Origin of the sequence: Dactylosporangium sp. CA-233914, assembly GCF_050942935.1 — a bacterium.
In the GTDB taxonomy this organism is placed as follows: domain Bacteria; phylum Actinomycetota; class Actinomycetes; order Mycobacteriales; family Micromonosporaceae; genus Dactylosporangium.
This window is the reverse complement of sequence record NZ_CP192030.1, coordinates 9,457,572-9,477,687: the sequence shown is the minus strand read 5'-3', so window position 1 is coordinate 9,477,687 and position 20,116 is coordinate 9,457,572. Positions and strand designations below refer to the sequence as shown.

Genomic DNA, 20,116 nt, shown 5'->3' with positions numbered 1-20,116 from the left:
TGTTGCGAGCGCGCGTGTGGGTCGGGGTGACAGGAAGATAGGGGGTCGTCAGGCACTCCGCAGCCACTTCCTCACCTCCACTCCGCGTCTCGTCCTACAAGACGACATCTTGCAAGGGTTGGCAAGGGAGTGTCAAGGGAGTCGCGCCAGACGCCGCTGCCGGTCGGCCGCATCTACGCGTTGGAGCGTCCAGACGGCCAGGGCGCCGGCCTTCTCGGCGGCCAGCGCAGACGCGTCGGAGCGGACGAGTGCGCGGACGGTGTGGCCGCCAGCACCGAGCTTCAGGAGCGTGACGCCCTCAAGAGCGCCAGCCTCGCGGACGCGATGACACGTGCGCTCATCGCCCGCGGTGTGCCCGACCCGACCGCGGCTCTCGCGAGTGAACTGGGTGTCCTCGCCTTCAAGCGGGGATACGCCGAGTGCGGCTAGTTCGTCACCCCAATGTGCGTTCGGCGCAACTGGGCTCGCTCGGCCTCATCGATCAGGGCGCGCGCGTGATCGGCGTAGGTGATGTGCTGTGCCAGGTCGCCTGGCGCGAGGTGGTACACGCCGGCGGGCTTGCCCTCAAGGTCGAAGTTGCCCGATGGGCTGACCGCGACCCAGTCGAGGCCGGAACCGCGGATGATGTCCAGGGCCGTGCGGTGGGCCACGGAGAAGGGCTGGAACTCGGCCGGGAAACCGACCGAGTCCGCCATCGGCACGCCACTCGCGTCGGGCAGCAGCGACGCGAGGCTTACCCAGACGAGACGGCTCACCCCCGCCTCCTTCAACCCGGTGACGAGGCTCTCGGCCGCCGCCCGGAAGAACACGGAGGGATCGGCAGAGGCCTCAGCCACGGCCGCGATCGCCACATCGTGCCCCACCGCACCTCTGGCCACAGCCGCGGGATCCGTGACATCTGCCATGGACCGCACGAGCGGCGTGACCTCATGACCGCGCGCCCTCGCCTCCGCAACGGCCGTGCTACCAGCCTTACCACCCGCACCGAAAACAACGATCTTCAGCATGGCGACGACCATAGGCGAGGTCATGGTTACCGATCGGGTATCTATCCTCGATCCATGAGCCGCCCGGAGCCGGACATGTTCGATGAGCTGTGCCCTTCCTCGTTCCTGCCGGTACGCATGGATCACAAGTGGGCGCCGCTTGTCATGCGGTCGCTGGAAGCGGCGCCCCTCCGGTTCGGCGAACTGCACGCCGTGCTGCATCGGACGAGTCCCAAGGAACTCACCCGTGCCCTGCGCACCCTTGAACGCGATGGCTTCATATCACGCGCCGCGGCCGGCCGTGCCGTCACCTACGAGCTGACACCGCTCGGCCGGAGCCTGCTCGGCCCTCTCAAGGTTGTCTATGAGTGGACAGCGGATCACTGGGACGAGATCCTTGACGCTCGCGATCCCATTGAGGCATGAACACGTCTCGTGCGGAACCGCGAAGCGCGGTGTCTGACGGGTCAGGGACGCCTGGGGCGGCCCGGGGCGGGGGACAGGCCGCTGGTGGCCATCTCGTCGCAGATCTGGGGCAGTACCCGCGCGAAGCCGACGCTCGCGAACTGCCAGTTGTGCCCGCCGGTGTCGACGAAGCGGTGGTTGACGACGCCGGCGCGGGTGGCGTCGGCGGCCAGCTGCTCGCCCACGGCGATGCCCCTGGCGTCGTCCGCGCCGGCGCCGAACCACAGCGTCACGCCGGGGTACTTGCGGGTGCTCAGCAGCCGCGCGGGATCGTGGGCCTGCTCGGCGGCGAGGTTGCCGCCGAACAGCGCACTGAGTGTGTGCGCGGGGTTGCCGAGGTTCGGCCGTGCGTCGCCGCCGAAGTCGATGACGTGCCGGTAGATGTCGGGGTGGCCCAGAACGAGGTCCAGGGCGCAGGTGCCGCCCTCGGAGAACCCGACGATGCCCCAGCTTGACGGGTTGTGCTCGATCTGCAGGGTGCCGGTGATGAACGCGGGCACGTCCACGGTCATGTAGGTCTCGGCGTTGCCCTGAGGGCTGTCGACGCACTCGGTGTCGCCGGTCGCGGAGCCGTTCTGGTCGACGACGACGAGGACCGGCGCCCGCCCGTGATGCACCGCGGCGTAGGCGTCGTCGGTGGACTGGCCGTGCCCGGACTTGAGCCAGTTGATCGGGGTGCCGGGCGAGCCGACCAGCATGATGAGGACCGGCAGGGTCGCGCGGCCGGGGCCGAAGTACGCGGGCGGCAGGAACACGACCCCGGGACGATGCTTGAAGTGCGACCGGGACGCCGGAGCGTCGAGATCGACGATCACGCCCTGCCCGGGCGGGGTCCCGCCGGGTGCGGCGGTGCCGCCGATGAGATTGTGCGCTTGCTGGGCATCGATGGCCCCCGAATGGCCGAGGACATCGCCGACCTGCGGCCAGATGCCGTACTGCTGGTCGATGAGCATGAACGCCCCGGCGACCGTCGCCGGCACGGCGACCACGGCCGCCGCCCGGCGCCAGGCCGGCGCGCGACCGGCGGCGTGCCCGGCCGGGCTTCGGCGCAGGATGAGCGGGCATCCCGCGAGGGCCGCGAACCCGGCGCCGACCCAGATCGCGAACGACGGCGGGTACGCGTCGGTCACGGTGCCGGTAATCCACAGGCCGAACGCGATCAGGCCGACGAGCCCGGCGATCGACAGCAGCAGGATCGGCAGTGTGCGGGTGATCCACCGGCGCTCCCGGCTCCACCACGCGGCCACGAGCAGCGCACCACCCGCCGCCTCGGCGCCGGCGGCCACCGCATGATCGAGCAGCGACACGTGATCGAACGCCCCGTCGCGTGCCGCCTGCGCGATCCCGGCGACCGCGAGCCCCGCCGCGACCCCGGCCACCGCCACGCCGGCCTTGCGGCCACGAGAGCGTCTGCGCCGCCTGCGCGGGGGCGTCGCGGGAAGCTCGTGGGTCGGCTCCTCCGCCTGGTAGATCACCATGTTTCTGAGCCCCCCGGCCGAGATCCCACCATCGCAGACCAGCGGAAACATATCGACCACAACGCCGTTTCGGCAACAGCGGACAGTAATCGAACAGTGGCGCCCGCCGCGTGCGGGCGATTCACTCGTACGGTCAGTGCGCCGACGGTTCGCGTGGCGGCTCGGTCTCGTTCGCGACCGTCGTAGCGTTGCTGGGGCTGTCGAGGAGCCGCTCGACGTCCGCTCGATCGGGGTAGGACGATTGGGCGCCCATGCTCTGAACGGAGAGTGCGGACATGGCCGTGGCAAATCGGACCGCTTCGATAAGTGTCTTTCCGTTCGCGAGCTCGCACGCAGTTGCTCCGACGAAGGCGTCGCCGGCGCCGGTGGTGTCGAGCACTTGGACCCGGTACGCCGGCACGGCTTGCACGCCATGGCTGTCCGCAACGAGTGAACCTTCAGGGCCGAGGGTGATGACGACCGATCGGGCACCGGCTTCGAGCAGCCGCTTTGCCAGGTCGGGGTAGGACACGTCGGGGTTGCTTTCGCGCAGGACGATGCGCGCCTCGTGTTCATTGACGATCAGCGGGTCGCAGTGTGTCAGCAGTTCCGCGTTGAGAGCGTGCGCGGGAGCGGCATTGAGAATGATCCGCGCCCGGGCTGCGGCGGCTTTGGGTACGACGTGGTGGACGGTCTCGAGCGGGATCTCGAGGTTCATGACCAGCACGTTCGGTCCTTGCCAGGTGTCGGCCATTTCGTCGGCGAGATCCGGGTCGAGACTGTGATTGGCGCCGGGGGAGACCACGATGGAGTTTTCGCCGTCCGGGGTGATCAGGATCATCGCGGTTCCGGTAGCGCGGTCGACCGAGCGCACGCCGGTCAGGTCGACGCCGGCGTCGGAGAGGCTCTCGTGGAGGACAGTCGCGTTGGCGTCGTTTCCCACGCAGCCGAGAAAGCGGACAGTCGCGCCTGCGCGCGCAGCGGCCGCGGCCTGGTTTGCGCCCTTGCCGCCGGGATACACGCGCAGGTCGGAGCCGGTGAGAGTCTCTCCACCGCCGGGCCGGCGGGAAACTTCAACGACCAGGTCGGCGTTTGCGCTGCCGAGGACAACGACCGATGTCATGGACGGGTGTTCGCCTTTCGTGGATGTGCTGACCGTGCGTGGAGGGCTAGGCAGGCTGGTGCCGGGCGATGAGTTCGATCACCTCGTCGGCGATGGAGTCGTCGACATCCAGAAGGACTTGGCAGTGCGCTCCCGGCTGAGGGGGGAAGCCGGCGTAGATGCCGCGCATGTCGCACACGGTGGCGCCACGTGATGGGCCGCCCGAGCAATCGACCTCGACGTTGACGTTCGGCGCCGAACGGATCTTGAGTGTGCCCGCGGCGGCCGCGACTGCCAGGGTGTCGTGCATGGTCGCGGCCCACGTTCCGAAGGTGGTCTTTTCGAAGAACTCGCCGTAGAACTGCATGATTCGCGACATGTACTGGGCGGTGGGTCCGCCGGCGTCGAGAACCGCTCGGCGCTCCGGCGTGATCAACACCTTCATCGTCACGTCGAGTCCGACCATGATAATCGGCCAGGGTGCTCGGAACACCGCAGCGGCGGCTTCGGGGTCGTGGGCGATGTTAGCCTCCGCCGCTGGAGAGGTGTTGCCGGGGGCCAGCGCGGCACCTCCCATGATGGAGACTCCGGCGACGAGCTCGGGGAGCTCCGGGGCGAGCGCGAGCGCTGTCGCGATGTTGGTCAGTGGACCGACCGGAACGAGCCAGACTTCACCGGGGTTGGCCCGTACGATCTCGACGATTTGCTGCGCGGCGGTGGTCGGCGCCGCGGGACCGACAGGGGCGTGATCGTAGGCGTTGCCTTGCCCATCGTCGCCGTGCACGTGGTAGCCGAAGTAGTTCGGCGTGCGCAGGAGCGGGCCTGCTGCGCCCTGTGCGACGGGGACGTGTCCGGCGCCGACCAGCTCGAGGGTGTGAATCGTGTTGCGGGTGGCGGTTGGCACGTCGACGTTGCCCCAGACGGAGCCGACACCAAGCAGCTCGATGTCGGGGTGCAAAGCCGCGTACATGATCGCCATGGTGTCGTCAACCCCGGTGTCGCAGTCGAGGATCATCTTGGTGGCCATCTTTATCCTTCCAGGTGTGGGGCCGGCAAGCTCTGGTATCGGTCTGTGTCGCCGAGGTTAGGCGCCGGCGGCCAGGAGGGCCTTCTTGGCGCGTGCCTTGAGCGCCGAGCGGACGCGGATCGCGGCAAGCACGAGGGCGGCGATCGTGATGATGTACGGCGTGGTCAGCGACAGCGACGAGTTCAGGCCGGCGAGGGCGAGCCGATCGGCGACGGCGTCGGCGGCGCCGAAGATGGCGCAGGCGATGAGCGTTCGCCATGGGCGGCCCAGTCCGAACGTGAGTGCGGCGACGGCAATGAAGCCGCGAGAAGCGGTCATGCCGGCGGTGAACGAGCCGACAGTCGCCATCGCGAGCTGCGCGCCGGCGAGACCACAGAAGATGCCGGAGAGCAGGATCGCCATGAACTTGACCTTGAAGACGTTGATGCCGGCGGCGACGGCGGCGGGCTCGTCCTCACCGACGGCGCGCAGGTGCACGCCGTAGCGGGTGCGGTACAGGACATAGGCGTAGGCGGGGACCAGCAGGAAGGCAAGCCAGACCAGGATGGTCTGGTCGTTGATCGCCGGGCCGATGACCGGGATCTTCGACAGGAGGCCCAGGTCAAGGTGCGCAAGGTTCGCTTTCACACCGGAGGGCGTGACGCCGGCGTTGCCGTAGAACACGGTCAGCATCAGCACGGTGGCACCAGTGGCCAGGAGGTTGATACCGATGCCGACCACGATGAAGTCGGCTTTGAAGATGAGTGCGGCCACGGCGAAGATCAGGGCGAACACCAGCGCGGCTCCCATGGCGGCGAGGATCCCGACGTAGGGATTGGTTATCGAGCCGACTGCGACGGCGGCGAATGCTCCGACGAGCATCATGCCTTCCAGGCCGATGTTGAGGATGTTCCCCATGTGCGTGAACGCGCCCCCGATCGCGGCAAGCAGGATCGGCGCGATCTTGGCCAGGATGACTGCCAGCGTGCCGACCGTGAGAACCTGCGCGAGGATCTCGTTCACTTGGATTCTCCCTTGCTGAACGTGACCGGTTCGGGAGCGAGCGCGGCTCGCCTGCGCTTGCGCCGGCCGAGGACGAACGTCGTGGTGATGGAGATGATGATCAGACCCTGCAGCACGATCACGAGCGGGTAGGGAACGCCCGCGGCCTGGATGCCCGTGCCGCCGGCCATCATGGTGGCGTAGAACAGGGCGGCCAGCAGGGATGCCCACGGGTTGAGCCGGGCCAGGAGCGCGACGGTGATCGCGAGGAAGCCGTAGCCGGGGGAGAACACCTGGACGAAGCGGCCGCCGTTAGGTCCGAGCACGAACAGGGCGCCGGCGAAGCCGGCGATAGCGCCGGAGAGCATCATGACCTGGATCGACATGCGAAGGGTGGAGACGCCGGTATATTCGGCGAAGCGGTTGAGCTCGCCCATCTCCTTGCCCTTCAAGCCCCAGCCGGTGCGGTTGAGCACGAGTGCCATGATCACCACGATGGTCAGGGCGATCAGGAGGTCGGGTCCGAACCCGTACGCGGCGTCGAAGAGGGGCAGCCGGACGTCGGGGGAGATCTTCTGGCTGGCCGCGGCACCGGCGGTGGGGTCCTGGAACGGGCCGGTGACGAAGAAGTTCGTGATGAGCTTCGCGACTTCGGACAGCAGCAGGGTGGCGACGATGATGTCGACCCGCCAGAAGGCGTAGAGCACACCTGGTATCAGGCCCCCGAGCGCGCCGGCGAGTGCTCCGACGAGCAGGGCGAGGATGATGTGCAGCACGGGGGGAAGCCCGTTGAAGCTGAATCCGGCGACGGCGCCGAAGAACGCTCCGAAGTAGAGCTGTCCTTCCCCGCCGATGTTGAAGAATCCTGCGCGAAACGAGGTGATCGTGCCCACGGCCATGATCGACAGGATGGTGAAGGTCGCCAGGATGTTCGAGATACCGAACGGGGTGCGCCACCCGGAGGTGAAGAGCTCGACGTAAGCGGTGATCGGGTTTTTGCCGATCGCGAGAATTACGACGGCGCCGACCAGAAGGGCGACGACGACGGCGGCCACAGGCTGGCGCGCGACGGTCGCTGTCCTCGTCAGCCACGCCTTCAGCCCGCCCTTCCATGAGTCGTCATGCGGGGCTGCGGCGATTGCGCTGGTGGAAGTCGTGACCGGGCCGCTGAGCTTGGTGGCGGTGGTCGGCTCGGCCTGGTCCGCCACGCGTTCGTCGTCGATGAGGGTCTTGCCTGGTGCGGCGAGTTCTTCCTGGACGAGTACATGGTCTTGGGCGAGAGGGCCGTCGGTGGGCTTGACGCCGGCCATGGCGAGCCCGACGGCGGTCTCGGTCATGGTGTCCTGGGTGAACTCGGCGACGATCTGGCCGCGGTAGATCACAAGCAGCCGGTCGGAGAGACTCATGACTTCGTTGAGGTCGGCGGAGATCAGCAGCACACCTGCGCCGGCGTCTCGTGCCTCGACGATGCGGCGGTGTACGAACTCCATCGCGCCGACGTCGACCCCGCGTGTGGGCTGCGCGACCATCAGCATTGTCGGATCGGACGCGAACTCGCGAGCGATGATGACTTTCTGCATGTTTCCGCCGGACAGGGTACCGATGGGCGTTTCGGTGCCGGCTCCACGGACGTCGAACCTCTCGATGAGGGTTCGCGCGAAGGATCGCATCGCACTGTAGGAGAGCCAGCCGAAGCGGCTGATCGGGGGAGTCAGGTGGGTGGCGGCGATGTTCTGGGCGACCGACAGGCTGGGCGCCGCGCCTTCCTCGTGCCGGTCTTCGGGGATGTAGGCCAGGCCGTGCTCGCGCCGGCCGGCGACCGTCGCGCGGGTGACGTCCCTGTTGTTGAGTGCGATGCGTCCGCGCGGAGGCCCATACATGCCGGCGATCGCCGCGGCGAGCTCGGCCTGACCATTGCCTTCCACGCCGGCGATGCCGACGATTTCTCCGCTGCGGACGGTGAGGGAGAGGTCGTTGACGGCCAGGGCGCCGCGGTGGTCGACGGCGTAGAGGCCTTCGACCTTGAGCACTTCGCCTTTGGGCGTGGGCGGCGTGTGCTCGATCCGGAGGAGAACCTCGCGGCCGACCATCATCGACGCGATGTCGGACTGCTCGAGGCCGGCGGCGCGGCGCGTGTCGACTACCCTGCCGTCCCGGATCACGCTCACTTCGTCGGCGATGGAAAGCACTTCGCCGAGCTTGTGCGAGATGAACATGACGGCGCAGCCCTGCGCGGCGAGGTTGCGCACGACCACGAACATCTCTTCGGTCTCGGCCGGGGTGAGCACGGCCGTCGGCTCGTCGAGAATCAGGAGCCGAGTGTCGTGCGAGAGCGCTTTGACAATCTCGACTCGCTGGCGCTCTCCGATGGAGAGGTCTTCGACCTTGTCCTTGGGGTTGACCGCCAGACCGAAGGTCTCGGAAAGTTCCTCGACGCGCTTGTTCATCGCCCGCTGGTCGAGCTTGCCGTAGCGGGTTCGGATCTCGCGGCCAAGGAAGATGTTGCTGGCGACCGTGAGGGACGGAACAAGCTTGAAGTGCTGGTGAACCATGCCGATGCCGAGAGTGTCGGCCTTGTTCGCGCCCGTGATGACCACGGGCGAGCCGTCGAAGACGATCTCGCCGGAGTCCGGTTGCAGGTGGCCTGAGATCATGTTCATCAGGGTCGTTTTTCCGGCGCCGTTCTCGCCGACGATCGCGTGCACCTTGCCCGGGTACACCGTCAGCGAGATGTCGTTGTTGGCCACCTTGCGTCCGAACGTCTTCGTGATGTGCTGCAGCTCGAGGATGGGCCGGCTCGTCTGCACGTCCTCGTGCTCGCACTCAAGGATGGGGCGGTTCGTCTGCACGTTGTTTCGCGCCTTCTGTGTCGAGTGGGTCGGTGGGAGTCACACCGGTGACCCCCACCGACGTCCGGGGGTCAGCCCTTGGCGGTCGGGACGGTGATCTTCCCGTCGATGACCTGCTGCTTGTACTGGTCGATCTTGTCGATGACCGGCTGCGGGACGATGCCGCCGTTGTTGTCGAAGGTCAGAGCGACGCCGTTGTTCTTGAGCCCGTACGAGGTTGTCTTGCCGTAGGCGAGGTCGCCCTTCTGGGCGGCATCGATGGCCTGGACGAGGGAGTTTCCGACCTCCTTGAGCATGGAGGCGAGGACGTGCCCCTTCTGGATGGCGTTCTGGTTGCTGTCGACGCCGATGGCGTACTTGTTCGCGTCCTTGGCGGCCTGGAGGGCGCCGACTCCGGAGCCTCCGGCGACCTGGAACACGACGTCGGCGCCCTGGTCATACATGCTCTTGGCCTGGTCGTATCCCTTGGCGGAGTCGGAGAAGGACCCGACATAGCTGGTGAGCACCTTGACGGAGGGGTCAACGGCCTTCACGCCGGACTTGAAACCGGCGATGAAGTCGTTGATCACCGGAATGTCGACACCGCCGATCACGCCGACGGTCTTGCTGCCGCCCGAGAGCGGGAAGCTGGACTTGTCGGTGGTCGCCTCGGCGGCGAGCACGCCGGCGAGGAAGGACCCCTCGTTCTGCTTGTAGGTGATCGAGGCGACGTTGGGGGCGTCCACCACCGCGTCGTAGAAGATGTAGTGCTGGTTGGGGAACTTCGGAGCGGACCCGGTGACGATGTCGGTCATCTGCGAGGAGCCGGTGACGACGATGCTCCACTTACCGACGGAAACCGACTCGAGATTCGCCTTCCACTGGGTGGGGTTGTTGGCGTCGGCCTGGAGGGTGTTGGTCTGGTGCCCGTCCGTCTTCAGCTTGTCGAGGCCACGCTGCGCGCTGTCGTACATGCTCTGGTCGCCGAGAGGGCCGGCCACCACGTTCGCGATGGAGAGCTTTCCGTCGGTGTTCGACGGGCTCGAGGCGGTTCCGCCGCTGCATGCGGTCAGCATGAGCGCGACCGCTGCTGTAGCAGCGACTGGCGAGAGTGAGCTGAACTTCATGATGTTGCTCCTTGCTCAGGTGATTGCCGGTGCTTGCCGGAACGGGTTGTGGTGCGGGATCCGCCGGGCTCGCGGATGTCAGGGAGGTCGGCGGCAGGATGTGCGGCTGCTCGGTGTCCTGGTCCTCGGGGCCACCGATCAGCTCTGTCAGCCGGTTAACCCGCGGCGTCGGCCGTCGCCTCGAACGGTCGCGTGACTGTGGTCAGCGGCGGGAACGTTTGCGCGCTCATCCGGACGTCGTCGAACCCGGCAACGGCGACGGCGGCGCGACGTCCTGAGTCTTCGATCGCGCGCAGGGCGCCGATGGCTTGCAGGTCGGAGTTTGTCCGCGACAAGGCGAGGCTGCGCGCGACCGCGCTCGGGCGGTAGCCGATCTGGTCGATGGCGGCGAGTACGCGAGTACGAGTCTCGTCGCTGACGGGGTGCGAGCCGTTCGCGCCGGAGGAGCCGGCAGCCGGGCTCACGCCCGCCAGCCGGGCGACATCACTTCGTCCTGCCATGCTGCACCTCGTTGCGTGGTGGCCCTTGACCCGAGTTTCGCGACGGCTCGACATCGCTGCGATTGTCCGAATTGGGGCTGTTCGGGCGGCGGTGGATGGGGGCTCCAGTTGCCTGTCACCTCCAGGTGACGACGGATGCTACCGTCTTGTTTGTATACAAACAAGTTGCGGCAGCCGATCGGATGTCAATGACGAAACGACGAGTCTCCAGCGGGCCGAGCGGAGCCGGGCTGGGCGTGATTCGTGCGCTGCTGACGGTGGTGCTGCTGGCGGCCAACCTTCGCGCTGGCATCGCCGTGGTGGGTCCGCTCGCGGGGCTGATCGCGGCCGACACCGGGGGCCATATGGCCGCGTCCATGATGATCACTGTTTCAGTGCTGTGCTTCGGTCTGTTTTCGCCGCTGGTTCCCAAGTTCAGTCGCTGGTGGGGGATGGAGTGGTTGATCGCTGCATCGCTTGGCGCCGTTGTGCTCGGCCTTGGAGTGAGAGTGATCGATTCAATGGTCGCGCTGTGGGGCGGAACCGTTCTGGCCGGCCTTGGTGTCTCAGCGTTGAACGTGGTCATTCCGGCGCTGATCAAGCGCGACTTTTCCGAACACATCGCAACGATCACCGGCGCCTACATGAGCTCGCAGGCGGTGGCCGCCGCGATCGCGTCCTCGACGGCTCTGCCGTTGGCGGCGATCAGCTCCTGGGGTTGGCACCTTCCGCTCTCGGCGTGGGGGCTGCTTGGCGCTGTCGCGCTGGCGCTGCTGATCCCGGACCTGGTGTCGCGCCGTGGCGGCGGTGCCCCGGTGGAGCGTGCTCCCAGATCCCAGTGGTCGCCGTGGGCCTCGTGGCGCGGCTGGCAGATGGCGGTCTTCATGGGTGCGCAGTCGACGGTGTACTACGTCGTCTTGGCTGCGTGGCCTTCCATCGAAGCGTCGATCGGGGTGCCGCCCGTGCTCGCCGGGGTGCACCAGGGCTGGATGCAGCTGTGCAGCATCGCCGGCATCGTGTTGTGCTCGGCCCTGCTGCGCTGGATGCCGGCAGATCAGCGAGCGATCGCGTGGATCGCGGTGCTTCCGTTGGCCGCGATTCTGCTCGTGGTTGTTGCCCCTGCGCTGATCGTGGTGTGGAACTCGCTCATCGGAATCGCGATGGGGGTCGCCCTGGTGCACGCTCTGGCACTGTTCGGGGTGCATACACGAGACCACACGCAAGCCGGTGACGCCTCGGCGATGGCACAGTCCGTCGGCTATCTCATGGCGGCGGCCGGTGCCGTCGGCGCCGGCCTGCTGCTGGGCACACCGCTTCACGGCGGCGGAGTGCTTGTCCTGATCGGGTGCGTGCTGGTCGTGCAGGTCACGAGCGGGGTTCTGGCCAGCCGCCGCGGTTTCGTCGACGACCGCGGCCGCACGCGTACGCGAAACGCACCCCACGGCAGTATGCCGGACTCAGTGCTGCTCGATGGCGATCAAACACTCAGCGGTGAGCCAGAGAGCGTTACTGTCCGAATGAATCCCGGAGGAATCGAATGACCGACCAAGGCACCGTCATCCAGTACGATCTCGGCCTGAACGTGGGATATCTCCTGCGACGCTGCTCCCAAGACAACACTTCACGTTTCATGGAGGCAGCCCCGCCGGTGCTGTCACCGCCGCGGTTCGCGGCACTCGCCCGTCTGGTGCAGTTCGGCAGCGTGTCGCAGAACCGTCTCGGCCGGCTCATCTCCACCGACGCGGCCACCATCAAGGGCATCGTCGATCGGCTCAGCGCTGCCGGGGCGGTGAAGACCAGCCCGGATCCCACCGACAAACGTCAGCGCTTGGTCTCGATCACCGAGTACGGGGTGGAGCTCTACATCAAGGGCGTGATCGCCTCGAAGTCCGCCGCGACCCAGATGCTCGACAAACTGAGCAAGAGCGAAGCCGAGACCTTCATCGCGCTGCTGCTGAAAGTCGCCGGCAGCGACCCGGCAGCTGAAGTCGCATAACATCCGTCCGGACTGTGGGCACCAGGGCTTGCGCGCGTCTGGATTTGGATAAACTGACGGATGGTGAAGGAAATCCGCCACATGTCGGTGGCTCCTACCCGTGCCCAGTGGCTCGCGTCAGGGGGCGAGATCGACGCGCACCGGCACGACGATCACCAGATCATCTATGCCGCCCGCGGGGTGCTGGCCGTCACGACCAGCGAGGGATCCTGGGTCGCCCCGGGCACTCGCGCCATCTGGGTGCCGGCCGGCACGGTGCATGCCCACCGCGCCTACGGCGAGCTCGAACTGCACCTGGTGGGACTGCCCGCCACCAGCAACCCGCTCGGCCTGCAAACCCCGACTGTCCTGTCGGTCGGCCCGCTGCTACGTGAGCTGCTCATCGCCTACACCCGTGACGCCGGCGAGCAGAGCCCGGAACGCGACCGGCTGCGCGCCGTGCTGCTCGACCAGTTACGTGCCTGCGCTCAGCAGCCACTGCATGTGCCGACCCCCACCGAACCATTGCTGCGTGCAGTGTGTGCCCTCCTGCAGGCCGACCCGGGCGACAACCGCACACTCGCCGACCTCGGCCGTGAGGTCGGCGCCAGCGACCGCACCTTGTCCCGAATGTTCCGCCGCGACCTCGGCATGACCTTCCCGCAATGGCGGACCCAGCTGCGCCTGCACCATGCGCTGATCCTGCTCGCCGACAGGGCACCGGTGACCTCGGTGGCCCATCAATGCGGCTGGTCATCGGCCAGCGTGTTCATCGACGTGTTCCGCCGCACCTTCGGCCACACCCCGGGCACCTACCCCACGAGGTAGGTCCCAGGATCGCGTACAGCGTCGGCGGTTCGGGGGCGCGGCACGCCGGGATCGCGCAGAGTGCGGAACATCAGCCAGCTCAGCACCGGCATGACGGCCAGCGGCGCCAATGCGGTCCGTAGCGAGGTGGCGTCGGCCACGGCCCCGAGGACGGGGCTGACGAGACCACCGACGCTGACGGCCAGGCCCAGGGTGATGCCGCTGGCGGTGCCCACCCGCGAGGGCAGGTAGTCCTGGCCGAGGGTGATCTGCAGGGAGAAGGGGAGGTAGAGGCCGGCCGAGGTCACGGCCACGAACAGGTAGAACGCCGGTCCGGGTACCCACACCACGCCCGCGACCGCCACCGCCGTGATCGCGTACGACCAGCGGGAGACCGCCACCCGGCCCCAGCGGGCCGCGGCCGAGCCGCCCAGCACCGAGCCGGCCACACCGCCGAGGTAGAGCACGAACAGCGCGGCCGTCCCCGCCGCCGGACTCGCGTGCATGCGCTGCTGGGCGTACAGCGAGATGAAAGTGCTCAGCCCGATGAACGCGATCGACCGGAACACCACGGCCAGCGACAGCCGCACGAAGGAGGCGGTGTCGTCTTGGCCGGCTGGCGCCACCGCGCCGCCGCCGACGGGCCTGCGGCGGACCAGGGCGTGCAGGACGGGCAGGGCCGTCGCGGCACCGGCCAGGGCCGGCACGACCAGCAGCGGCGTCCAGTTCAGGCCCCCGGCGGCCGTGACCGCGGCGACCATCAGCGGCGCCAGCGCGAAGCCGACATTGCCCCCGGTGGAGAAGTACGCCATGGCTGTGTGGCTGCCCGCGCTGGCCAGGCGGGCCAGGCGCGCGGACTCGGGGTGATAGGCGGCCACCCCGATGCCGGAGACCGCCACGAACAGCAGGGTGAGCGCGTAGTCGCCGCTCAGCCCGCTCGCCGCGATCCCCACCCCGCCCAGCACCGTGCTGACGGGCAGCAGCCAGGGCATCGCCCACCGGTCGGTGAGCGCGCCGAACAGCGGCTGCGCGACCGAGGACAGCAGCGAGGCGGCCAGCACGATCCCGGACGCCGCCGCATAGGTGTACGCGCGTTCGGCGACGAACAACGGCACCAAGGCCGCGACGGTGCCCTGGTAGATGTCGACGCAGGCGTGGCCGACGGCGAGCAGGGCGATCGAGGTTCTCCTACGCACCCTCTGATGCTTCCAACCCGCCACTGTGTCAGGCTTCCGATAACCTGCCAGATGATGACGGAAATACGCCACATGCCGATGGCTCCGGCGCACGCCCAACGGGCCGGGCCGATCAGCAGCCGATCAGAATTCGTGAGACGGCGTCTGTTCCAGTGCGACGTCCCCCCAGGGCGACATGATCTCGGTGCAGCCCATGTTGGCGTTGTCGTGGCGCAGTACGGCTGACGGGCAGGCGAAGGAGTACGGGAAATTGGTGCGGACGGTCGTGACGGTGGGCAGCACCGCGACGAGTGCATCGAGGACCGGCTGGGGCAGGCTGCGGTCGGCGGTGATCCGACCGGCGCCGCTGACGTCGATGCGCGGCTGGTGGAACGCATGCTCCAGGCTCATCCCGTGGTCGACGAGGAAGGAGACGATCTGGAGGACGGCTGCGATGATCTTGCGTCCGCCGGATGCGCCGAGGGCGAACCGGCGGCCGTCGGCGGTCTCGCCGATCACCGGGCTGAAGTTGCCCAGGCACCGTTTGCCCGGCCCGAGCGAGTTGGGCCGGCCGGGGACCGGATCGAACCACATGATTCCGTTGTTGAGCAGCAGGCCCGTCGATGGGGACACGACGCGGGCGCCGAAGATCGACAGGAGTGTCTGCGTGACGGAACACATGTTGCCGTCGCGGTCGACGACGCTGAAATGCGTCGTACACGTGGGTGCAAGCTCCTGGGCGTCGCCCATGCCGGCGAGCCGCTCGGTGTACGCGCGGTCGAGTGCGCGGGCGTAGGCGACGTAGCTCTCCGCGCCCGGCGGCCGCTCCACATCGGCCAATTCCGGCCCCAGGATGGCGAGCGCCCTTGCGAGGGTTGGGCCTCCGGTGAGGCCGGGCGTCGCGTGCACCCAGCCGCCGCGGTATCGCACCGTCCGCGCCGCCACGAAGCGCGCGCGGTAGTCGGCAAGGTCGGCGCCGCAGATGCGGCTGCCCTTCGCGCGCAGGTCGCGTACCAGCGCGTGGGCGACCTCGCCCTCGTAGAACTCGCGGGCTCCGAGGGCGGCGATGCGCTCGAGCGTCGCGGCCACCGCGCTCTGATCGAGGTGCCGGTCGGTGGTCGCGGTCCAGACGCCGCAGATCGGCCACGTGCCGTCGTCGAGGAACATGCGGGCGGCGTCCGGGTCGGCGGCGAGTGAACGCGCCGCTGAGGCGGTGAACAGCGTGGAGACCCAGTCGACGAGCAGACCCGTGCGGGCGAGGCCGACGGCCGGGGTGACGAGGTCCGTCCAGGGCAGGCGCCCGTACCTGTCGTGTGCGACACCCATCCCGGAGACGACGCCCGGAACGGCAACCGCGGTCGCGCCCTGGACGTTGCGGTTGTCGAGCACGGTCGGCCAGGGAAACATGTCGTTGGGTGGTACCCCGTCCGCCAGTGGGTAGTCGGCCGGGTCGAGCGCGCGCGGCGCTCGCATGCCGAAGTCCACCACGCCGGCCCGCCGCTCGTCGGCGCGCCAGAGCACCATGGCCCCGCCGCCCGCGGGTCCGCTCATCCACGGCTCGACGACGCCGATGGCGAACGACACCGCGACCGCGGCGTCGACGGCATCGCCGCCGGCTTCGAGCACGGCCGCCCCGATCTCCGCGGCCCGCGGGTGGGCTGCCGCCACGACCCCTCCGGCGCTCGGGACGACGGTCTTGCGCACGACCTGGGTGCGGGAGAAGTTGTCCATGACTGCGACTCCTGATCACATGGCGTGCGCGCGGGCGTACTGGACGACGTCGGCGTGGGTGGCGAACCAGACGCGGCCGCGGGCCTGGGCGTGTGCGATGAGCTCGTCGAGGATCCAGACGCGGGAGCGGTGGCCGATGTGGTGCGGGTGCAGCGTGAGCTGGAAGATGCCGCCTTCGTCCCACGCGGCGTCGAACTCGCGGCGGAAGATGTCGTAGACGTCGCCGGGTGACAGGTGCGGGCGCGCCCCGGTGGCGTGATGGGTGGCGAAGTAGACGGCGTCGTCGCGGATCCACTCGACAGGCAGCTCGATGACGCCGGTCGGCTGCCCGTCGAGGAGGAGTTCGTAGCAGTCGTCGTCGGCCATGAGCGACGAGTCGTACTCGAGGCCCATGTCCCGGGTGATGGCGAGGGTGTGCTCGCTGAAGTCCCACGACGGGGTCCGGATGCCGACCGGGCGCACGCCGGTGACCTGGTGCAGGGTGTCGGCGGAGCGCAGCTGCAGGTCGCGTTCGATCTGAACGGGCAGCGGCGAGGTGCGCTCGTGTATCCAGCCGTGGATGCCGATCTCGTGCCCGGCGGCTGCCAGCCGCCGCTGCTCGTCGGGGTGGAGCAGCGCCACCACCGCCGGCACGTAGAACGTGGCCGGCACGCCACGCCGCTCCAGGATGTCGAGGATGCGCGGCACGCCCCGGCGGCTGCTGTACTGCCCCTGGGCGAGCCGGCCGATCGAGCCGCCGCCCGCCCGCAACTCGGTCGCCTCGTGGTCGGAGTCGAACGACAGGGCGACCGCGCAGCGCGCGTCCGACGGCCATCCGGCGGGGCGCAGCGCGCGGCCGGCCCGCACCCGTTCGACGCGGGCACGCCACTGCGCTTCGCCCCACTCCCACGGCTCCGGCATCCCCATGCCACCTCCCTGCCGGAACCCTAGCCGCATATGCTCTCCAAGAGAACGGCCGTTTCTCTGAAGGGAATGTGAATGAACGGTGACCCGTCTCGACCCGTCATGCTGCTGCTCGTCCGCCACGGCGAGACGACCTGGAACCGCGAGTCCCGCTTCCAAGGGCAGCAGGACCCGCCGCTCAGTGCGCTTGGTCACCGACAGGCGAGCGCGCTCGCGGACCGGCTCAGTGGCGCGCGCTTCGACGCCGGCTACACCAGCGACCTGCGGCGGGCGCGCCAGACCGCCCGGCCCGTCGCCGGCCGGACCGGCGTCGAGTTCGTGCCCGAGCCGCTGGTGCGCGAGGTCGGCATGGGCGCCTGGGAGGGCCTGACCACCGCCGAGGTGGAGCGGGCGCACGGTCCACTGTGGAAGCAGTGGCGGGTACGGCCGCGCTGGGACCTCCCGCCGGAGGGCGAGGGCTCCGCGGCGCTCGCCCTCCGGGCGGACGCGATGCTGCGTCGCTGCGCGACCGGACACCCGGGACAGCGGGTGGTCTGCGTCAGCCACGGCGGCTTCATCCAGGCGGTGCTCAGCCGGGCCCTGTCGTGCCAGCCGTGCGGCCCGTACCCGTTCCAGGTACACAACGCCTCGATCACCACCCTCCGCCACGAGCGCGGGACCTGGTGGGTGGAGGGCGTCAACGACCACGCCCATCTCTTGACGCCCGCAGTCGACGCTCGCTAGCGTTTAAAGGAATTGACGTCCCGTTTAAAGGAATATACTGATGACTGAGACGGTGCGGGTCGGCTATGTCCTGCCGTCGCGCGAGCTCGCGGTCGCCGGCGACTTGGGCACGGAGCGCCTGCTCGCGCTCGCCGACATGGCCGCGTCGAGCGGGTACGACTCGCTGTGGGTCAGCGACTCGCCGCTGGGCCGGGCGCGGGTCGACGGACTGTCGTTGCTGGCCGCGCTCGCCGGCCGGCTCCCGCGGATGCACCTGGGCACATCGGTGCTCATCCCGGCGCTGCGCCACCCGGTCATGCTGGCGTACGTGCTCGCCTCGCTCGACCGCCTCGCCCCCGGACGGCTCACGCTCGGGGCCGGCGTCGGACTGCCCGGCCCGGCCCTGAGCGACCAGTTCGCCGCGGTCGGGCTCGCCGCGGACCGGCCGTTCGCGCGCATGGCGGACACGATCGCGGTGTGCCGCCGACTCTGGGGAGCCGAAGGCGCGGTCCGGCCGCAGAGCCCGTTCATTGACGTCGCCGAGCCGGTGGACGTACAGCCCCGGCCCTCGACGCCCGGCGGCCCGCCGTTCTGGCTCGGCGGCACCGGACCGCGTGCCCGGCGCCTCGTCGCGCGGCACCTCGACGGATGGATGCCATACCTGCAAGACGCGTCACGGTTTCGCGACGGGTGGGACGAGATACGGCAGTGCGCGGCGGACCACGGCCGTCCCGACGGCGCCCTCTCCGCGGCCTTCGTGCCGACAATCCTGATTGGACAGTCGCGGCGCACCGCGGGTGAGCTGCGCGAGTACTGCGTCAGGTACTACGGGTGCGACCCCGAGGAGCTTTCCCTGCGGCGGCCGGGATTCTTCGCCGGCGACACGCAGGCGTGCCTGGAGTGGCTCGCCCCCTTCGTCGAGGCCGGCGCGCGCACGGTCATCCTCCGCTTCGCCACCTTACGGTCGGCCGAAGACCAGCTGCTTCGCACTGCCGAACACATCATCCCCGCGCTGCGGCGGCTCCCGTCCGGGCGCGGCACTCATCAGGAGAACCCGTGAACACACCGCTCGTCACGGCCCCGGCCGGAGCGCTCGACCGCCAGTACATCACGCGGGCGAAAAGCGTCATCTCCGGCGGCGGATTCGGCACATTCAAGCTCCCCGACGACGTCGACTTCGTCCTCGACCACGCGCGCGGGTCGCGCCTGACGAGTCTTGGTGGGCGCGAGTTCGTCGACCACGTGCTCTCTTCCGGACCGATGGTGATCGGACACGCTCACCCCGACGTTGCCGAGGCGCTGCGCGCGCAACTGTCCCGCACGAGCACCTCGTACGTGCTCAACCGTCCCGCGATCGAACTCGCCGAGCACATCTGCCGCCTCGTACCCTGCGCCGAGTCGGTCAAGCTGGTCGGCGACGGCAGCGCCGCCACCTTCTACGCGCTGCGACTGGCCCGCGCCTTCACCGGCCGCACAAAGATCGTCAAGTTCGAGGGCGGGTTCCACGGCTACCACGACGCGGTCATGCATGGGACGAGGCCCGTGCTCTCCGGCAGTGCCCTCCCGCGGCCCGACTCTGCCGGCATCCCCGGCCTCGCGGCCGAGGACGTGCTGGTCGCACCCTTCAACGACGCCGGCGCGGTGGCGAACCTCCTGGCCGGGCACGAGGTAGCCGCCGTGATCGTCGAACCCGTCCAGCGCGCGATCGAGCCCCGGCCGGGCTTCCTCGGCGAGCTGCGGCGACTGACCTCAGCAGCCGGCGCGTTGCTCGTCTTCGACGAGCTGGTGACCGGGTTCCGCCTGGACATCGGCGGAGCACAGACCTACTACCGGGTGACGCCCGACCTCTGCGCACTCGGGAAGATCCTCGGCGGCGGGCTCCCGCTGGCGGCCGTCGCGGGGCGGCGTGACGTCATGGAGCTCGCGGCGCCCGGCCGGCCGGTCGGCCAGGGCGGCATCTGGCTCAGCGGCACGTTGAACGGCAACCCCCTGGCCGCGGTCGCCGGCCTCGCCACCCTGCGCGTGCTCGTCGGCACCGACGCGCTGCGCCGCGCGCACGAGCACGGGCGCCAACTGCGGGCCGGTATCGCGGAGATCGCGCGGCGACGATCCGTCCCACTCCAGGTCATCGGCCCCGACCCGGCCATCGAGCCGGTCTTCGCCGAGCACCCGATCGTCGACTACGCCTCGTACCAGCGGGCCGACCTGGCCGCGAGCCGCCGCTTCGGCGTCGAGCTCATCCGCCGGGGCGTCTTCGTCAATCCGGGGGCGAAGTGGTACACGTCCAGCGCTCACACCGCCGAGGACCTGGAGCTCACCCTCGACGCGGTGGACGCCGCGCTGGCCGTGACCCGCCCGGCGGGAGCCTGAC

19 protein-coding genes are annotated in these 20,116 nt (G+C 69.0%); 8 read left to right on the top strand and 11 right to left on the bottom strand.

Annotated features, from left to right (window positions below):
• The first annotated feature begins 129 nt into the window (after positions 1-129).
• Positions 130-429 (top strand): hypothetical protein, encoded by a 300-nt coding sequence (locus tag ACQPY0_RS42025; protein WP_432974063.1) that lies wholly within the window; start codon positions 130-132, stop codon positions 427-429.
• On the opposite strand, the gene ACQPY0_RS42020 is transcribed toward ACQPY0_RS42025, so the two are convergent.
• Positions 426-1,007, bottom strand: a complete 582-nt coding sequence (locus ACQPY0_RS42020) for an NAD(P)-dependent oxidoreductase (RefSeq protein ID WP_432974061.1) — start codon at positions 1,005-1,007, stop codon at positions 426-428. The two genes, ACQPY0_RS42025 and ACQPY0_RS42020, sit on opposite strands and share 4 nt — an antisense overlap.
• A gap of 54 nt (positions 1,008-1,061) precedes the next feature.
• Here ACQPY0_RS42020 and ACQPY0_RS42015 point away from each other — a divergent pair, with 54 nt between their 5' ends.
• The gene (locus tag ACQPY0_RS42015) at positions 1,062-1,412 is read left to right on the top strand and encodes a winged helix-turn-helix transcriptional regulator (RefSeq protein WP_432974059.1); all 351 of its coding nucleotides are present in this window, start codon (positions 1,062-1,064) and stop codon (positions 1,410-1,412) included.
• A gap of 41 nt (positions 1,413-1,453) precedes the next feature.
• Here the strand turns inward: ACQPY0_RS42015 and ACQPY0_RS42010 are convergent, their stop codons facing one another.
• From ACQPY0_RS42010 to ACQPY0_RS41980, 7 genes are all read right to left on the bottom strand, one after another.
• Complete coding sequence (locus ACQPY0_RS42010) at positions 1,454-2,929, bottom strand: alpha/beta hydrolase (protein ID WP_432974057.1); 1,476 nt, start codon at positions 2,927-2,929, stop codon at positions 1,454-1,456.
• A 133-nt stretch (positions 2,930-3,062) separates the two neighbouring features.
• On the bottom strand, positions 3,063-4,031 hold the full coding sequence (gene rbsK, locus ACQPY0_RS42005) for a ribokinase (protein ID WP_432974055.1): 969 nt from the start codon (positions 4,029-4,031) through the stop codon (positions 3,063-3,065).
• 46 nt (positions 4,032-4,077) lie between these two features.
• Positions 4,078-5,037, bottom strand: coding sequence for a nucleoside hydrolase (locus tag ACQPY0_RS42000; protein ID WP_432974053.1), 960 nt, complete (start codon positions 5,035-5,037; stop codon positions 4,078-4,080).
• A 57-nt stretch (positions 5,038-5,094) separates the two neighbouring features.
• On the bottom strand, positions 5,095-6,039 hold the full coding sequence (locus ACQPY0_RS41995) for an ABC transporter permease (protein WP_432974051.1): 945 nt from the start codon (positions 6,037-6,039) through the stop codon (positions 5,095-5,097).
• A complete protein-coding gene (locus ACQPY0_RS41990) occupies positions 6,036-8,765 on the bottom strand; it encodes an ATP-binding cassette domain-containing protein (RefSeq protein WP_432974049.1) in 2,730 nt (909 codons plus the stop codon). The genes ACQPY0_RS41995 and ACQPY0_RS41990 overlap by 4 nt, the downstream gene beginning before the upstream one ends.
• Positions 8,766-8,938: 173 nt before the next feature.
• A complete protein-coding gene (locus tag ACQPY0_RS41985) occupies positions 8,939-9,973 on the bottom strand; it encodes a BMP family lipoprotein (protein WP_432974047.1) in 1,035 nt (344 codons plus the stop codon).
• A 155-nt stretch (positions 9,974-10,128) separates the two neighbouring features.
• Positions 10,129-10,437 carry a substrate-binding domain-containing protein gene (locus ACQPY0_RS41980; protein ID WP_432974045.1) on the bottom strand — a complete coding sequence of 103 codons (309 nt, stop codon included), beginning with the start codon at positions 10,435-10,437 and terminating at the stop codon, positions 10,129-10,131.
• A 272-nt stretch (positions 10,438-10,709) separates the two neighbouring features.
• Here ACQPY0_RS41980 and ACQPY0_RS41975 point away from each other — a divergent pair, with 272 nt between their 5' ends.
• The 3 genes from ACQPY0_RS41975 to ACQPY0_RS41965 all read left to right on the top strand — a co-directional run bounded on the left by ACQPY0_RS41975 (position 10,710) and on the right by ACQPY0_RS41965 (position 13,255).
• Positions 10,710-11,993, top strand: a complete 1,284-nt coding sequence (locus ACQPY0_RS41975; RefSeq protein WP_432974043.1) for an MFS transporter — start codon at positions 10,710-10,712, stop codon at positions 11,991-11,993.
• A complete protein-coding gene (locus ACQPY0_RS41970; protein WP_432974041.1) occupies positions 11,990-12,448 on the top strand; it encodes a MarR family winged helix-turn-helix transcriptional regulator in 459 nt (152 codons plus the stop codon). The genes ACQPY0_RS41975 and ACQPY0_RS41970 overlap by 4 nt, the downstream gene beginning before the upstream one ends.
• Positions 12,449-12,529: 81 nt before the next feature.
• The gene (locus tag ACQPY0_RS41965) at positions 12,530-13,255 is read left to right on the top strand and encodes an AraC family transcriptional regulator (protein WP_432974039.1); all 726 of its coding nucleotides are present in this window, start codon (positions 12,530-12,532) and stop codon (positions 13,253-13,255) included.
• Here the strand turns inward: ACQPY0_RS41965 and ACQPY0_RS41960 are convergent.
• From ACQPY0_RS41960 to ACQPY0_RS41950, 3 genes are all read right to left on the bottom strand, one after another.
• Positions 13,240-14,430, bottom strand: a complete 1,191-nt coding sequence (locus ACQPY0_RS41960) for an MFS transporter (protein WP_432974037.1) — start codon at positions 14,428-14,430, stop codon at positions 13,240-13,242. The two genes, ACQPY0_RS41965 and ACQPY0_RS41960, sit on opposite strands and share 16 nt — an antisense overlap.
• Before the next feature lie 123 nt (positions 14,431-14,553).
• Positions 14,554-16,140, bottom strand: a complete 1,587-nt coding sequence (locus ACQPY0_RS41955) for a gamma-glutamyltransferase family protein (protein WP_432974035.1) — start codon at positions 16,138-16,140, stop codon at positions 14,554-14,556.
• A 15-nt stretch (positions 16,141-16,155) separates the two neighbouring features.
• On the bottom strand, positions 16,156-17,046 hold the full coding sequence (locus ACQPY0_RS41950; RefSeq protein WP_432974033.1) for a polysaccharide deacetylase family protein: 891 nt from the start codon (positions 17,044-17,046) through the stop codon (positions 16,156-16,158).
• A gap of 72 nt (positions 17,047-17,118) precedes the next feature.
• Between ACQPY0_RS41950 and ACQPY0_RS41945 the strand changes: the two genes are divergently transcribed.
• From ACQPY0_RS41945 to ACQPY0_RS41935, 3 genes are read left to right on the top strand one after another with little or no spacing between them, the layout of a single operon-like run.
• Positions 17,119-17,766, top strand: coding sequence for a histidine phosphatase family protein (locus ACQPY0_RS41945; RefSeq protein ID WP_432974031.1), 648 nt, complete (start codon positions 17,119-17,121; stop codon positions 17,764-17,766).
• Between the two features lie 40 nt (positions 17,767-17,806).
• On the top strand, positions 17,807-18,805 hold the full coding sequence (locus ACQPY0_RS41940; protein ID WP_432974029.1) for an LLM class flavin-dependent oxidoreductase: 999 nt from the start codon (positions 17,807-17,809) through the stop codon (positions 18,803-18,805).
• Positions 18,802-20,115: an aspartate aminotransferase family protein gene (locus ACQPY0_RS41935; protein ID WP_432974027.1), complete on the top strand. Its 1,314-nt coding sequence runs from the start codon at positions 18,802-18,804 to the stop codon at positions 20,113-20,115. The genes ACQPY0_RS41940 and ACQPY0_RS41935 overlap by 4 nt, the downstream gene beginning before the upstream one ends.
• Position 20,116: the final 1 nt, after the last annotated feature.

What these genes read in the sequence shown, in the direction of transcription:
- ACQPY0_RS42020 (WP_432974061.1), bottom strand. Translation starts at nt 1,007, where the DNA reads ATGCTGAAGATCGTTGTTTTCGGTGCGGGTGGTAAGGCTGGTAGCACG.
- ACQPY0_RS42015 (WP_432974059.1), top strand. Translation starts at nt 1,062, where the DNA reads ATGAGCCGCCCGGAGCCGGACATGTTCGATGAGCTGTGCCCTTCCTCG.
- ACQPY0_RS42010 (WP_432974057.1), bottom strand. Translation starts at nt 2,929, where the DNA reads ATGGTGATCTACCAGGCGGAGGAGCCGACCCACGAGCTTCCCGCGACG.
- rbsK (WP_432974055.1), bottom strand. Translation starts at nt 4,031, where the DNA reads ATGACATCGGTCGTTGTCCTCGGCAGCGCAAACGCCGACCTGGTCGTT.
- ACQPY0_RS42000 (WP_432974053.1), bottom strand. Translation starts at nt 5,037, where the DNA reads ATGGCCACCAAGATGATCCTCGACTGCGACACCGGGGTTGACGACACC.
- ACQPY0_RS41985 (WP_432974047.1), bottom strand. Translation starts at nt 9,973, where the DNA reads ATGAAGTTCAGCTCACTCTCGCCAGTCGCTGCTACAGCAGCGGTCGCG.
- ACQPY0_RS41970 (WP_432974041.1), top strand. Translation starts at nt 11,990, where the DNA reads ATGACCGACCAAGGCACCGTCATCCAGTACGATCTCGGCCTGAACGTG.
- ACQPY0_RS41965 (WP_432974039.1), top strand. Translation starts at nt 12,530, where the DNA reads ATGTCGGTGGCTCCTACCCGTGCCCAGTGGCTCGCGTCAGGGGGCGAG.
- ACQPY0_RS41955 (WP_432974035.1), bottom strand. Translation starts at nt 16,140, where the DNA reads ATGGACAACTTCTCCCGCACCCAGGTCGTGCGCAAGACCGTCGTCCCG.
- ACQPY0_RS41950 (WP_432974033.1), bottom strand. Translation starts at nt 17,046, where the DNA reads ATGGGGATGCCGGAGCCGTGGGAGTGGGGCGAAGCGCAGTGGCGTGCC.
- ACQPY0_RS41945 (WP_432974031.1), top strand. Translation starts at nt 17,119, where the DNA reads ATGAACGGTGACCCGTCTCGACCCGTCATGCTGCTGCTCGTCCGCCAC.
- ACQPY0_RS41940 (WP_432974029.1), top strand. Translation starts at nt 17,807, where the DNA reads ATGACTGAGACGGTGCGGGTCGGCTATGTCCTGCCGTCGCGCGAGCTC.